Here is a 13,135-nt window from a genome sequence, read left to right on the forward strand (position 1 = left end):
GTTCCTCATGAAAGACCTTCAAGTTTCCTCGAAGGTCAACGCAAGGACTTCCGCCGTCCACGTTTCTCTTTCTTCCGATGCGATTGTCAAACAGCAGGGCCAAAGAATTTAAGCCTCACACCCGAAGGCGTCAACCCGATCCTTCAGCGACGCGTCATCCCCGGCGACCCAGCCGGCCAAACCCACGAAGGTTCAGTTGAAGACGCGTCAGCGTCCGCCGCCAGTGACCGGCAGCGACGCCGTCGATGACCGGCTTCTAGAGGCTAAGCTCTGTCGCGGTCAACTGCATTCTGCAAAAAAATCTGATTTTTTATTCGTGGCCTGTGGATGGTCCCAAAATCGAACACCTGCTCCCGCGGGGCTCGCGTCAGGGCGGGCAGGGCGGATTATCCAGCGTAAAACCCGCGTTTTCCGGAGAAACCAGCTCCGCCACAGCGACGAATCCGTCGGTGACGTATCGGTTGACGCGTCCGATTTCGAAACGTTCGCTCGGGCGATGCAAGCGGAAATTGGCGATCGCGCCGCATTTTTCGAGCGCCTCGACAATGAAGTCGCGCTCCTCGTTCGTGTCGGCGTCGGTGGCGTGCGTGATTTGAAAACTCAAACGCGTCAGGGAAAATCCGGTGTCCCGGGTTGCCGCTCCGATCCAGAGCGCGCGCTCGTCATCGGAGGGGCGCAGCGTGTCGAGCCAGAAGGACGGCGTGTCCAGGGTCTGCTCGGCGCGATTGAAAGATATCGCCCAAAAGCGGACATGATGCCGTTTCCGCGGACTGTCGCCGATGGGCTGCTGGAAGCCGATATCCTGCCTTCGACCGAAGAGGTAGAGCGTGCTGAAGGGCGCCGCCCTGTAGGGCTGGTTGAGCACGAAGGCGCGGACCATTCGCCAGGAACTGGCCAAGTTGAGCGCATCCGCTTCCGACCAGCCGGCGGCGGCGAAGGCCGTTCGCAATTGGCGCATCGTGCCGATCAGGGCGAGATTGACGGGGTCGCCCGGAAAACCATCACTCGTGAGCGTGTAGCTGGGCACGCGCCCCCGCTGAAGGAGTCTCAATCCAATCCGAATGGCGCGCGGCAAGACCACATAGGCGGCAAGGGCGTAAGTGCAGGCGACCGCAAGCGCAACGGGCAAGCGTTGGTCGGCGAAGTCGAAGATCACGAAGGCGATCAGCCAGACCGTCACAGCTCCGAGCGCGACAACCAGCAGGCGCCGAAGGAGAAGTATGAGCCGCCGCATTCTGATCCTCCCTGGACGCCTGCGCGCGTTGCGCGGTTCAGGTCGAGCGCCGCATCCAGGTTGGCCCATGGCGGGGGAGGGGGCAAGATGAAGCTGATCGGCGGGTCTGAACGGCCCCCGGGAAAACCGGACTGAGCCTCACACTTTCTTGCGCATCCAGCCCGCCAGATCGGTGGCGGCCTTGGCGAAGGCCGCGTTCAGCGCGGCCGCGGCGTCGGGCGCGTCGGCGCTTTTCGCCGGGGCCGAACCTGCAAAATCCTGGGTCGCCACGATCTTGCCGCCCTTTTCGAGCTTGGCGTTCAACTGCACCTTGGCCTCGGGCTGCGGATCGAGGCTGACCTCGAAGGCGCGAATGTCGAGAATGAGCTGATATTGCGCGTCAAAACCATCCATGCCCTTGGCGACATGGGCGAAACCGGCGGCCTCGAGGCTCTGCATGATTTTCGCCTGCACCAGTTTGGGCAGGGTGTCGCCCCATTGCCCGCCCTCGATCTGCTTCCTCTCGCCGGAATGAGGCGAAACCAGCAGGCGCTGCGTCTCGAAGCTGAGCAGGGTCGACAGGTCCGGGATCGCCACCTGGGCCTCGATGGGCGCGCCGGGCGTGAGCGCCGGAGCGGCGAGGTCGAAGGTGCGCTGCGGCTTGGTCTCGCCGCCGCCCGAAAGTTTTGCCAAGCCCGCGAGTATATCGTCGACCCGGTTGGAATTGCGCGCCAACGCGGCCGAAAACGTGTTGATGTTGTCGATGGCGCTATGCAGCGACTCGGAATTGTCGCCGACGAGATCGTCGATTTTTTTTAGGGTCGCCTTGGCGGCCTGGGTGAGGGTCTGGCCGGCGTCTTTCGAGGCGCTCAGCACCGGCGTCACATTGGCCTCGCGTCGGATTTCGGCGGCCGGTGAACCGCCGATCATCGACACCACCGCCGAACCCATCAGCCCCTGGGTGTCCACGGTGATGGTCGTGTCCGCGCGAACAGGGGTGGCGGGATCGACGGCGACGAGCGTGCGGACTTCTTTCGGATCGGCGGCCGAAAGGTTGACCTGGCGGACCTCGCCGACGCGCAAGCCATTAAAAAGCACGGATACGCCGGGTCGCACGCCGATCACCGGCTGCTCGAAGCGAATCCAGTAGAGCGCCTGTCCGGACCCGCCGGAATTCTTCAGCCAATAGACGAACACGAAGCCGGCGAGCGCGCAGGCCAAGGTGAAGAAGCCGACGATGACATAGCGGGCCGTCGTTTCCATCCCTCACACTCCCTCTTGCGCGCCTTGCCCGGAATGGCTCCGCGCCGCGCGAAAATAGGTTTGCACCCAGGGATGCGCGGAGGCGCGCATCGCGTCCATGGAGCCGATTTCGACAATGCGGCCGTCGGCGAGCGCGGCGATCCGGTCGCACACCAGCCTGAGACAATCGAGATCATGCGTGATCATGAACACGGTCAGGCCGAGCGTGTCCTGAAGGGTGCGGATCAGCGTGTCGAACTCGCCCGCCGCGATCGGGTCGAGCCCCGAGGTCGGCTCGTCGAGGAAGACGATTTCGGGATCGAGCGCCAGCGCCCGCGCCAGCGCGACGCGCTTGGTCATGCCGCCGGAAAGCTCGGAAGGCAGTTTTTCGCCATCGCGCGGGTCAAGGCCAACCATGTCGAGCTTCGCCGCCGCCACTTCGCGGATCATGCGCGGCGACAGGTCCAGATATTCGCGCATTGGAAATTCGATGTTTTGGAAGACGGTCAGCGAGGAGAACAGCGCCCCCTGCTGGTAGAGCACGCCCCAGCGCCGCTCCAGCGCGTGCGTTTCGCGCGCGCTCGCGGAATCGCGATCGGTCCCAAGGATGGCGATGCGTCCGGAGATTTTGGGGATCAGGCCGAGCATGGTGCGCAGCAATACGGATTTGCCGCCGCCCGAGGCGCCGACAAGCCCCAGAATTTCGCCGCGCCGTACGTCGAGCGACAAATGGTCGATCACGACATGAGCGCCAAAGGCGACCACAAGGTCGTCGATCTTGATCGCGATCGCTTCCGTCGTCATGGTCACATGCCGATCGACGAGAAGAAAATGGCGAAGAAACCGTCGAGCACGATCACCATGAAAATGGATTTTACGACCGAGGCCGTGGTTTGCAGTCCCAGCGATTCCGAACTGCCCTGAACCTTCAGCCCCTCGGTGCAGGCGACCAGCCCGATCACCAGCGCCATGAACGGCGCCTTGATCATGCCGACCTCAAAATCGGTCATCGAGACGGCTTCGCGCAGGCGCGCGACATAAATGCTCGGGTCCATGCCGCCATAGATCCAAGCGACCAGACCGCCGCCGAACAAAGCCGCTATCGATCCCAAAAACGCAAGGGCGGGCAGCCCCACCACCAGCGCCAGGACGCGCGGCAGGATCAACACCTCCATGGGCTCGCGGCCCATGGTGCGGAGCGCGTCGATCTCCTCGCGCATTTTCATCGAGCCGAGCTCCGCGGTGTAGGAGCTGCCGGAACGCCCGGCGACCATAATGGCGACGAGCAGCACGCCGATCTCGCGCAGGATCAGGATGCCGACGAGGTCGACGACATAATCCTCGGCGCCGAACCTGCGGAAATGAAAAATGCCCTGTTGCGCGATGATGCCGCCGATCAGCAGCGTGATCAGGGTGATGATCGGAATGGATTTCCAGCCGACACGGTCGATCTGGTTCGCCAGCGAGGGCAGCCGCAAGCGTCGCGGTCGCGTGACGACGCAGGCCAGCGCCATGGCGAAGGCCCCGATCATGTGAAGGTAGCGCAGTCCGTCGGCGCCGAAATTTTGCAAGGCGGCGCCGATTTCGGCGAGCGCGGAGGTTTGCTTGTCACGCGGCGGGTGCTCTTTTCCGGCCTCGCGCACTTTTTCGTAAAGCCCCGCATAGCGCCCGGAGAGCCCGGTGACGACCACGTCATGACGCCCGTCGCCGCGCGCCAGTCTGTCGAGCGCCACGGCCCCAAACGTGTCGAATTGGCTGATATCGGCCGCATTTACTTCAATGCGGCGCGTGTCGAGGGAGAAAATCCGGTCAATCAAGACTTCCAGCCGCCGGGCGTTGAACGCCACCCAGGCGCCGGAGCCGGTCAAGGCGATCCGGTCGGAGCCGTGCTCGATCTCTATGAGGCAATCTCCGGCCATCGCTCACACTCCCGCGTCCGCGCGCCGAATCGACAGGCGCGCGTGCCGACTTGAACTCGGCCGCCATCCTTTCTCATCGTCGCGCCGGTTGAAAGCAAAAAGATGACCCGCTCACGCCGCGGGCGCCTCGGGATTGGCGCGCGGATCAGCGCGCGTTCTGGCGCTTCGCCGCCTCGTGAACGCCGTCGATCTTGGCCGCCATGATGAAGTCATTTTCATTCAGGCCCATGATCTTCTTGGTCTGCAGCGAAATGGTCGCGTAGCCCCAGCCAAAGGCGATGTCGGGATGGTGGCCTTCGCTTTCCGCAAGCGCGCCGACCTGGTCGACGAAGTCCAGCGCCTGACGGAAGTCGGCGAAGGCGAAGCCGCGCTCCACGCGCCGGGCTTCGTCCTCCAGCCGCCAGTCCGGCGTGTTTTTCGAACGCAGCGCTTCGGCCTCGTCAGGAGCAAGCGGCGGAACGCCGCCACGACAGGGCGTGCAGGTCTTTGCGCTCAATATTTTGTTGGACATGCCCCGCTCCCTCGGCAGAGCAACGCACAGCCCTCGCTCGCGTTCCCAAGTGGTTTGGCCGATGCGCTGCAACGCGCGACGTCTGGGCAGGCCAAGCCGCTCCGTATCGCCCGCAATGAAGTGCGTGGACGTCTTGAGGATGTCTTTGACGTCTGAATAGGCGTATAGAACGGTCTGGTGAGGCCGCTGGCAAATGTCGCAAAGCTTAAGCGTAGTCGGGCGGCGCGATGCGCGCCAGCTTTTCTAGCTCAAACTCGGCAATGGCTGAGAGAAACCGGGGCTTTCGACGAAGATGAACGGCCAGGACACGTCGTTTTTCAGACTGTTGGCGGACAACAGTCCATTGTTCATCGGTATGTGCGACATGGATTTCAGGCCGTTCTATACGAACGAGGCGGGGCTACGCCTGGTCGGTCTCGACGATGTCCAGCCCACGAGCCAAGCGCCGGTGCAGGACTTCTTCTTTCCCGAGGACCAGGATTTCATTCTGAACGATTTTTTTCCCAGGGTCATGAGGGAAGGTCGCGCCGAAACCGAGATCCGCTTCCGGCATTTCAGGACAGGCAAAGCCATATGGATGATCTACGACGTTTTCGTTCTCAAGGATGAGAGCGGAAACGCGGTCGGCTTGGCCACGGTGAGCCGCGATATCACCGAGCGCAAGAACGCCGAGCAACGGGAAAAGCTGCGCGTTGCGGAACTGCAGGCCATCCTGGACACGGCGCCGCTCGGCATAGCGATCTCGCATGATCTGAGCGGCGATCGCATCGAGGGCAATCGTGCGCTGGAAGACATGTTCGGGATCGCGTTCAAGGGCGAATTCTCGACGTCGGGCGCGAATCCGGCCGCATTTCAGCTTTTCCAGCATGGGCGAGAGCTGTCCCCGCACGAACTGCCGATGCAGCATGCGCTGCGCGGTGAATTGGTCGAAGGGCAAGTGCTGGACGTTGTTCGCGCGGACGGCGTCGCCCTCAACGCCTTCGCCAAGGCGACGCCGCTGCTCGATGACAAAGGCCAGATTTGCGGCGCGGTCGGCGCCTTTCTCGACGTCACCCGGTTGAAGCAGGCCGAGGACGCTTTGCGCGAGGCGGATAGGCGCAAGGACGAATTCATCGCCATGCTCGCCCACGAACTCCGCAATCCGCTCGCCCCCTTGCGAACGGGACTGGCGGTGTTGCGGGCGGGCGTGGACAGCGCGCAGGCGGCGCGCCTGCAAGAGACGATGGCCCGCCAGGTCGATCATCTCGTGCGGCTGGTGGACGATCTCCTCGAAGTCGCCCGCTTCAGCCGTGGATTGATCGAATTACGGCGCGAAAACATCGAACTGGCGCAAGCCGTGGATGACGCCGTCTCGGCCAGCCAGCCGCTGATGGCGAAGCGACACATGCGGCTCACGGTCGCGCTGACGCCCGAGCCTCTGCCGCTCGACGCCGACCCGACTCGTCTCGCCCAGGTGCTCAGCAACCTGCTCAACAACGCCGCCAAATTCACCCCGCCCGGCGGACAGGTCGAGATTTCGACGCGCCGCGAGGCGGGCGAAGCCGTGGTGAGCGTCCGCGACACCGGCGCAGGCATTCCGCCCGAAAAACGCTCCTGCATCTTCGACCTTTTCATGCAGTTGGGCAATGATGACGCCTCGCATGGCGGTGGCCTCGGCATCGGGTTGGCGCTGGTGCGCAAGTTGGTCGAAATGCACGGCGGACGGGTCGAAGTGTTCAGCGAGGGGCTCGGCCGCGGCAGTGAATTCATCGTGCGCCTGCCCTTGGCGCAGGCGAGCGGCGTGAGCGCTGAGCCGGACGCCATCCCTTCCGCTCGCGGCGCCAGACGCCGCGTCCTCGTGGTCGACGACACCCGCGACATCGCCGATGTCCTGGTCATGCTCCTGGAAACCTTGGACGCGGATGTTCGCGTCGCCTATGACGGCCAAACAGCATTGGACATCGTCGCCGCCTTCGCGCCTGAGATTGTGTTGTTGGATATTGGCATGCCGGGCATGGATGGGTGCGAAGCAGCCCGCCGTATCCGCCAACTCCCGCAGGGCAAGGACATTTATCTCGTCGCCCTGACGGGCTGGGGCCAGGAGAAGGATCGGCGGCGCACCCGCGAGGCGGGGTTCGATGAACATCTGGTCAAGCCCGTCGATTTTGAGCAGGTGGAGGCGCTCTTGTCTCACCGCGCCTCCGAACCCGCCGGCGCTTCACCCATGGTCCAGGGCTGATCTTCAATTGGCGAAGGCGGCAAGCCCGGTGATCGCCCGTCCGACAATCAGCGCATGAATGTCGTGCGTTCCCTCATAGGTGTTCACGACCTCCAGATTGACCAGGTGCCGGGCGACGCAAAATTCATCTGAAATTCCGTTGCCGCCGAGCATGTCGCGGGCGGCGCGGGCGATGTCCAGCGCCTTGCCGCAGGAATTGCGTTTGAGAATGGAGGTCAGTTCGACGGGCGCGCCGCCGTGCTCCTTGAGCCGCCCGAGGCGCAGGCAGCCCTGCAGGCCCAGTGAAATCTCGGTCAGCATGTCCGTCAGTTTCTTCTGGATGAGCTGGTTCGCTGCGAGCGGCCGGCCGAACTGCTTTCGCTCGCTGGTATAGGCCAGCGCGGTCGAAAAGCACGCCTCGGCGGCGCCCAATGCGCCCCAGGCAATGCCAAACCGCGCGGCGTCGAGGCAGGTGAAGGGCCCCTTCAGCCCCTTTACACCCGGCAGCATTGCAGTTTCGGGAACAAACACCTCGTCCATGACGATCTCGCCGGTGATCGAGGCGCGCAAGCCGATTTTGCCATGGATCACCGGCGCCGACAGGCCCTTCAGGCCTTTTTCAAGAACAAAGCCCCTGATGTCGCCTGCGTCGTCCTTGGCCCAGACAATGAAAATGTCGGCGATCGGGGCGTTGGTGATCCACATTTTCGAGCCCGACAGCGAAAACCCGCCGGCGACTCTTTTCGCGCGCGTCGCCATTGAGGCTGGGTCAGACCCGGAATTCGGCTCGGTCAGTCCGAAACAGCCGATCCATTCGCCGCGCGCCAGTTTCGGCAGATAGTGCAGGCGCTGTTCCTCCGAGCCGAAGGCGAAAATGGGCAGCATCACCAGCGAGGATTGCACCGACATCATCGAGCGATAGCCGGAGTCGATTCGCTCGATCTCGCGCGCGATCAAGCCATAGGAGACATAGCCGAGGCCCGCCCCGCCGTAAGTCTGAGGAATGGTCGCGCCCAAAAGTCCAAGGTCGCCCATTTCGCGGAAAACGGCGGGGTCGGTCTGCTCGTTGCGAAACGCCAGCTGGATGCGCGGCGCCAGTTTTTCGCGCGCATAGCGCTGCGCGGCGTCGCGGACGAGGCGTTCTTCGGCGGAAAGTTGCGCATCGAGCGCGAAGGGGTCTTGCACATTGAAAGTCATGCGGGGCGCTCGTGGTCGTGACAGGCGTGAGACTATCCGGATTCTTTTCGGTCAGGAATGCCGCATGCGCTTCCGGTAAGCGCTGGGCGTCTCGCCCATCGCCTGCCTGAAGGCGCGCGAAAAAGCTTTTTCGCTTTGAAAGCCGGCGGAATGGGCCACGCGCTTGATCGGCTGGTTGGTGCGTGCGAGCCCCTCTTTGGCGCGATCCATCCGCGCCTTTTTCTGGAGATCGCGCAGGCTCGCGCCTTCCTTGCTCAACTGGCGGTGCAGGGTGCGGGTCGAAATATTGAAATCTTCGGCCAGATCCTGCGCAGCGGGAAGCTCGGCCTTCGGCAGGCTCATCACCATTTTGACGCGCGCGCTCAGGCGCTGGTCGCGGCGATAGGGCAGGACCGTCAGCGGCAGCGCGCGCTTCAGCATTTTTTGCAAGCCGGCCTCGTCGCGCTGCAGGGCCCGCTCGAGATAGACGGCGTCGAAGCACACGCGCGCGCAGGGCGCGTCAAAGCGCAGATTTTCTGCAAACAGTTTTGCATAGACATCGACGTGCGGCGGCGCCGGAAACGGAAATTCGGCGCGCAGGAGCGGGATGCGGAAATCCACCGTCCAGCACGCATAGCCCAGCACATAGCGCAGCAGCGAGACCAGGCAGAACTCGCGAAAGGCGCCGAGATCGCGCGTCTCGTCGATCGACAAGCGGGCGACGCCGTCCTCGACATCCAGGCGCAGCAGGATGTCGTCGACGAGAATGCGGTGGTGCCGCGTCCAGCGCCGCAACGCCAGCCCGAGCGTTGCCGAAGTGATCGAAGCGCGACACAGCAGCCCATAGGCGCCCCAGGGCAGTCGGCGCGAGAACCAGCCGAGCGCCTCGTCGTCGAGCTCCTGCATGGCGACGAAAGAGAAGGCTTCGAATTGCGCCGGCGTCACCCGCGCCTCGGCCCGGCTCAAGCAATCTGGCGGAATTTGCGCCTTCTGGAGCGCCGGCCCGGGGTCTACGCCATATTTGGCGTAGCCGAGGCAAATCGCTTTGACAAAGGCGACTGGCGTTCCGATCGTAGGCGAAGGCGCAGTCATGACGCGTTTGAGGATTTCATTGTCTGGCTGAAAATGCAACCTGATCGGCCGACACAATTCCTTAGGGCGCCCTAAGGTCCTGGGACTGGCGCCGCTCAAGAGCGCCGACAAAAGCGCTTCCAGCGAAGGGGAGAGAATTCGCGAAGCGCATCCCACACAAGAACAAGAGCCTATCGGGTGAGCGCAATAGCGGGAGGTCACCCGATAGGCCCCCAAGGGAGCAAGGCCGTGTCCATTCCGAGCCTCGATTTCGGCTTTCCCGAGGAGATCGAAATGCTGCGCGACACGGTGCGCAGCTTCGCCCAGGCCGAAATCGCGCCCCGCGCCGCGCAGATCGACCGCGACAATCTCTTTCCCGCCGACCTCTGGCAGAAATTCGGCGCCCTCGGCCTGCTGGGCATGACCGTGAGCGAGGAGGACGGCGGCTCCGCCATGGGCTATCTCGCCCATATCGTGGCGCTGGAGGAGATTTCGCGCGCCTCGGCCTCGGTTGGCCTGTCCTATGGCGCGCATTCAAACCTCTGCGTCAATCAAATCCGCCGCAATGGAACGGCCGCGCAAAAAGCGAAATACCTGCCCAAACTTTTGTCTGGCGCGCATGTCGGCGCGCTCGCCATGTCCGAACCCAACGCCGGCTCGGATGTGGTGTCGATGAAGCTGCGGGCGGAAAAGAAGGGCGACCGCTTCGTTCTGAACGGCGCCAAAATGTGGATCACCAACGGCGGCGACGCCGATGTGCTGGTCGTCTATGCGAAAACCGATCCGGCCGCCGGGGCGAAGGGGATCACGGCCTTCATCGTCGAAAATGCTTTTGCGGGCTTTTCCGCCGGCGCCCATCTCGACAAGCTGGGCATGCGCGGCTCCAACACGTTTCCGTTGTTTTTCGATAATTGCGAGGTCCCGGCTGAAAATGTTCTCGGCGCTGTGGGCGAGGGGACCAAAGTGCTGATGTCCGGCCTCGATTACGAGCGCGCCGTGCTGTGCGGCGGGCCGCTCGGCATTATGGCGGCCTGCATGGATGTCGCCGTGCCCTATCTCCATGAGCGCCAGCAATTCGGCCAGCCAATCGGCGATTTCCAGCTGATGCAAGGCAAGCTCGCCGACATGTATGCGGTGTGGTCGGCGAGCCGCGCCTATGTCTATGCCGTGGGCCAGGCCTGCGACCGCCAAAGCCATTCGCGCGTCCTGCGCAAGGACGCCGCCGGCGCCATTCTCTATTCCGCGGAAAAGGCGACGTGGATGGCGGGCGAAACCATCCAGGCTTTGGGCGGGGTCGGCTACACCAACGACTTCGCCGCCGGGCGCCTGTGGCGCGACGCCAAGCTCTACGAAATCGGCGCAGGCACGTCGGAAATCCGCCGCATGCTGATCGGTCGCGAGCTGATGGCGGAAACGCGCTGATGTCGGTCCTGAAAAGCAGCATCAACACCCGTTCCGAAGATTTCGAAGCCAACCGCGCCGCCATGAAGGCGCTGGTCGAGGACCTCCGCGAAAAAGCAGCAGCGGTGCGCCACGGCGGCGGCGCGGCGGCGGCCGAGCGTCACAAATCACGTGGAAAACTTTTGGCGCGGGAGCGCATCGACCTGCTCCTGGACCCCGGCGCGCCCTTTCTCGAAGTCGGACAGCTCGCCGCCCACGGCCTTTACAACGGCGCCGCGCCGAGCGCCGGCGTCGTGGCCGGTGTCGGAAAAATTTCCGGCGTGGACTGCATGATCGTCGCCAATGACGCGACGGTGAAGGGCGGAACCTATTATCCCCTGACCGTCAAAAAGCATCTGCGGGCACAAGAAATCGCCGAGCAAAATCATCTGCCCTGCGTCTATCTCGTCGATTCCGGCGGCGCCTTTTTGCCGATGCAGGATGAGGTGTTTCCGGACCGCGATCATTTCGGCCGCATCTTTTTCAACCAGGCCAATATGTCGGCCAAGGGCATTCCGCAGATCGCGGCGGTGATGGGCTCCTGCACGGCCGGCGGCGCCTATGTGCCCGCCATGTCGGACGAAACCGTCATCGTGCGCAACCAGGGAACGATTTTTCTCGGCGGCCCGCCGCTGGTGCGCGCCGCAACCGGCGAAATCGTCACGGCGGAAGATCTGGGCGGCGCCGACGTGCATACCAGGCTCTCCGGCGTCGCTGACCATCTCGCCGAAAACGACGCTCACGCGCTGGCGATTCTGAGGCGCATCGTGGACAACCTCAACCGGACGAGCGCCGCGCTCGGCGGCGGCGAGGAGCCGCTTTACGATCCCGAAGAAATCTACGGCGTCATCCCGGCGGACACTCGCTACCCCTACGACGTGCGCGAGGTGATTGCGCGCCTCGTCGACGGCTCGCGCTTCGACGAATTCAAGGCGCGCTACGGGACGACGCTGGTCACTGGCTTCGCCCAGCTTTACGGAACGTCGGTCGGGATCATCGCCAACAACGGCATCCTGTTCGGCGAATCCGCGCAAAAAGGCGCGCATTTCATTGAATTGTGCTCGCAGCGCCAGATTCCGCTCGTGTTTCTGCAAAACATCACCGGCTTCATGGTCGGCCGCAAATATGAGAACGGCGGCATCGCCCGCGACGGCGCCAAAATGGTGACGGCGGTTTCCACCACCCAGGTTGCCAAAATCACCATGCTGATCGGCGGCTCCTTCGGCGCCGGCAATTATGGCATGTGCGGCCGCGCCTATGCCCCGCGTTTTTTGTGGAGCTGGCCGAACAGCCGCATTTCCGTGATGGGCGGCGAACAGGCGGCGAGCGTTCTGGCGCGCGTGCGCCGCGACGCCTTGGAGGGCAGGGGGGAAAGTTTCAGCGCCGAAGATGAAGAGCGGTTCAAAGCGCCGATCCGCGACCAATACGAAACCCAGGGCCATCCCTATTATGCGACCGCGCGGCTCTGGGACGACGGCGTCATCGACCCCGCGCAAAGCCGCCGCGTGCTCGGTCTGTCTCTCTCCGCCGCGCTCAACGCGCCGCCGCGCGAGACGCGGTTCGGCGTGTTCAGGATGTGAGCCATGTTCGAGCTTTTGGAAATCGTCCGGGAGGGAAAAGTTGCGACCGTCTGGATGAACCGGCCGGAGCGCCACAACGCCTTTAATGCGCAACTCATCGCGGAACTCACGCAGGCATTCGAAAAAATCGGCGCCGACAAAAGCGTGTGCACAATGGTTCTCGCCGGGCGCGGCAAAAGTTTTTCCGCAGGCGCCGACCTCGCCTGGATGAAGGCTTTGGGAGACGCCGGATTCGACGACAATCTCGCCGACGCGCGCAAGCTCGCCGCCATGCTGCGGACGCTGGCCGACATGCCCAAGCCGACGCTTGCCCGCGTCCACGGCGCGGCGCTTGGCGGCGGCATGGGCCTGGCGGCGGCCTGCGACATCTGCGTCGCCGCGAGTGGCGCCACTTTCGCCACATCCGAAGTGCGGTTCGGCCTCATTCCCTCGGCCATCGGCCCTTATGTCCTGCGCGCCATCGGTCCACGCCACGCCTCGCGCTATTTTCTCACCGCCGAGAGCATTCCGGCCTGGAAGGCGGCGGAAATCGGCCTCGTCCACGAAGTCGCGGAGGCGGAGGCGCTCGACATTTGCGTAAAAGCGCAACTCGACCTGCTGCTTCAGGGCGGCCCCCGCGCGCAAGCGGAAGCCAAGCGGCTGATCCGCGATATCGCCGGCAAAGCCGCCGACGACTCCATTATCGAGGAGACGGCCCAACGCATCGCGCGGCTGCGCGGCGGCGATGAGGCGCGCGAGGGCCTGTCCGCCTTTCTCGACAAGCGCCCGCCGAAGTGGAGCGCCTGA

11 protein-coding genes are annotated in these 13,135 nt (G+C 63.7%); 4 read left to right on the forward strand and 7 right to left on the reverse strand.

All coding sequences use genetic code 11. The annotated features are described in order from the left end of the window. Nucleotides 1-367: 367 nt before the first annotated feature. From M2320_RS21485 to M2320_RS21505, 5 genes are all read right to left on the reverse strand, one after another. On the reverse strand, nucleotides 368-1,234 hold the full coding sequence (locus M2320_RS21485; RefSeq protein WP_264599038.1) for an LssY C-terminal domain-containing protein: 867 nt from the start codon (nucleotides 1,232-1,234) through the stop codon (nucleotides 368-370). Between the two features lie 138 nt (nucleotides 1,235-1,372). Further along, nucleotides 1,373-2,476, reverse strand: a complete 1,104-nt coding sequence (locus M2320_RS21490; RefSeq protein WP_264599039.1) for an ABC-type transport auxiliary lipoprotein family protein — start codon at nucleotides 2,474-2,476, stop codon at nucleotides 1,373-1,375. Between the two features lie 3 nt (nucleotides 2,477-2,479). Next, nucleotides 2,480-3,259 (reverse strand): ABC transporter ATP-binding protein, encoded by a 780-nt coding sequence (locus M2320_RS21495; RefSeq protein WP_264599040.1) that lies wholly within the window; start codon nucleotides 3,257-3,259, stop codon nucleotides 2,480-2,482. A gap of 2 nt (nucleotides 3,260-3,261) precedes the next feature. After that, nucleotides 3,262-4,374, reverse strand: coding sequence for an MlaE family ABC transporter permease (locus M2320_RS21500; RefSeq protein WP_264599041.1), 1,113 nt, complete (start codon nucleotides 4,372-4,374; stop codon nucleotides 3,262-3,264). A gap of 145 nt (nucleotides 4,375-4,519) precedes the next feature. Further along, nucleotides 4,520-4,885, reverse strand: coding sequence for a 4a-hydroxytetrahydrobiopterin dehydratase (locus M2320_RS21505; protein WP_264599042.1), 366 nt, complete (start codon nucleotides 4,883-4,885; stop codon nucleotides 4,520-4,522). A gap of 364 nt (nucleotides 4,886-5,249) precedes the next feature. On the opposite strand from M2320_RS21505, the gene M2320_RS21510 reads away from it, so the two are divergent. Continuing rightward, the gene (locus tag M2320_RS21510) at nucleotides 5,250-7,103 is read left to right on the forward strand and encodes a hybrid sensor histidine kinase/response regulator (RefSeq protein WP_425540704.1); all 1,854 of its coding nucleotides are present in this window, start codon (nucleotides 5,250-5,252) and stop codon (nucleotides 7,101-7,103) included. A 3-nt stretch (nucleotides 7,104-7,106) separates the two neighbouring features. Here M2320_RS21510 and M2320_RS21515 read toward each other — a convergent pair whose 3' ends face one another. Further along, nucleotides 7,107-8,279 (reverse strand): acyl-CoA dehydrogenase, encoded by a 1,173-nt coding sequence (locus M2320_RS21515; protein ID WP_264599043.1) that lies wholly within the window; start codon nucleotides 8,277-8,279, stop codon nucleotides 7,107-7,109. A gap of 51 nt (nucleotides 8,280-8,330) precedes the next feature. Beyond that, nucleotides 8,331-9,350, reverse strand: a complete 1,020-nt coding sequence (locus M2320_RS21520; RefSeq protein ID WP_264599044.1) for an AraC family transcriptional regulator — start codon at nucleotides 9,348-9,350, stop codon at nucleotides 8,331-8,333. A gap of 273 nt (nucleotides 9,351-9,623) precedes the next feature. Between M2320_RS21520 and M2320_RS21525 the strand changes: the two genes are divergently transcribed. From M2320_RS21525 to M2320_RS21535, 3 genes are read left to right on the forward strand one after another with little or no spacing between them, the layout of a single operon-like run. Beyond that, entirely contained in the window at nucleotides 9,624-10,751 is a 1,128-nt protein-coding gene (locus M2320_RS21525; RefSeq protein ID WP_425540705.1) for an isovaleryl-CoA dehydrogenase, read from the forward strand. Next, nucleotides 10,751-12,349, forward strand: a complete 1,599-nt coding sequence (locus M2320_RS21530; RefSeq protein WP_264599046.1) for a carboxyl transferase domain-containing protein — start codon at nucleotides 10,751-10,753, stop codon at nucleotides 12,347-12,349. The genes M2320_RS21525 and M2320_RS21530 overlap by 1 nt, the downstream gene beginning before the upstream one ends. A 3-nt stretch (nucleotides 12,350-12,352) precedes the next feature. Then, nucleotides 12,353-13,135 (forward strand): enoyl-CoA hydratase/isomerase family protein, encoded by a 783-nt coding sequence (locus M2320_RS21535; protein ID WP_264599047.1) that lies wholly within the window; start codon nucleotides 12,353-12,355, stop codon nucleotides 13,133-13,135.

Source organism: Rhodoblastus acidophilus (assembly GCF_025961575.1).
Classification (GTDB): Bacteria; Pseudomonadota; Alphaproteobacteria; order Rhizobiales; family Beijerinckiaceae; genus Rhodoblastus; species Rhodoblastus acidophilus_C.

What these genes read in the sequence shown, in the direction of transcription:
- M2320_RS21490 (WP_264599039.1), bottom strand. Translation starts at nt 2,476, where the DNA reads ATGGAAACGACGGCCCGCTATGTCATCGTCGGCTTCTTCACCTTGGCC.
- M2320_RS21500 (WP_264599041.1), bottom strand. Translation starts at nt 4,374, where the DNA reads ATGGCCGGAGATTGCCTCATAGAGATCGAGCACGGCTCCGACCGGATC.
- M2320_RS21505 (WP_264599042.1), bottom strand. Translation starts at nt 4,885, where the DNA reads ATGTCCAACAAAATATTGAGCGCAAAGACCTGCACGCCCTGTCGTGGC.
- M2320_RS21510 (WP_425540704.1), top strand. Translation starts at nt 5,250, where the DNA reads ATGGATTTCAGGCCGTTCTATACGAACGAGGCGGGGCTACGCCTGGTC.
- M2320_RS21520 (WP_264599044.1), bottom strand. Translation starts at nt 9,350, where the DNA reads ATGACTGCGCCTTCGCCTACGATCGGAACGCCAGTCGCCTTTGTCAAA.
- M2320_RS21515 (WP_264599043.1), bottom strand. Translation starts at nt 8,279, where the DNA reads ATGACTTTCAATGTGCAAGACCCCTTCGCGCTCGATGCGCAACTTTCC.
- M2320_RS21535 (WP_264599047.1), top strand. Translation starts at nt 12,353, where the DNA reads ATGTTCGAGCTTTTGGAAATCGTCCGGGAGGGAAAAGTTGCGACCGTC.
- M2320_RS21485 (WP_264599038.1), bottom strand. Translation starts at nt 1,234, where the DNA reads ATGCGGCGGCTCATACTTCTCCTTCGGCGCCTGCTGGTTGTCGCGCTC.
- M2320_RS21495 (WP_264599040.1), bottom strand. Translation starts at nt 3,259, where the DNA reads ATGACGACGGAAGCGATCGCGATCAAGATCGACGACCTTGTGGTCGCC.
- M2320_RS21530 (WP_264599046.1), top strand. Translation starts at nt 10,751, where the DNA reads ATGTCGGTCCTGAAAAGCAGCATCAACACCCGTTCCGAAGATTTCGAA.
- M2320_RS21525 (WP_425540705.1), top strand. Translation starts at nt 9,624, where the DNA reads ATGCTGCGCGACACGGTGCGCAGCTTCGCCCAGGCCGAAATCGCGCCC.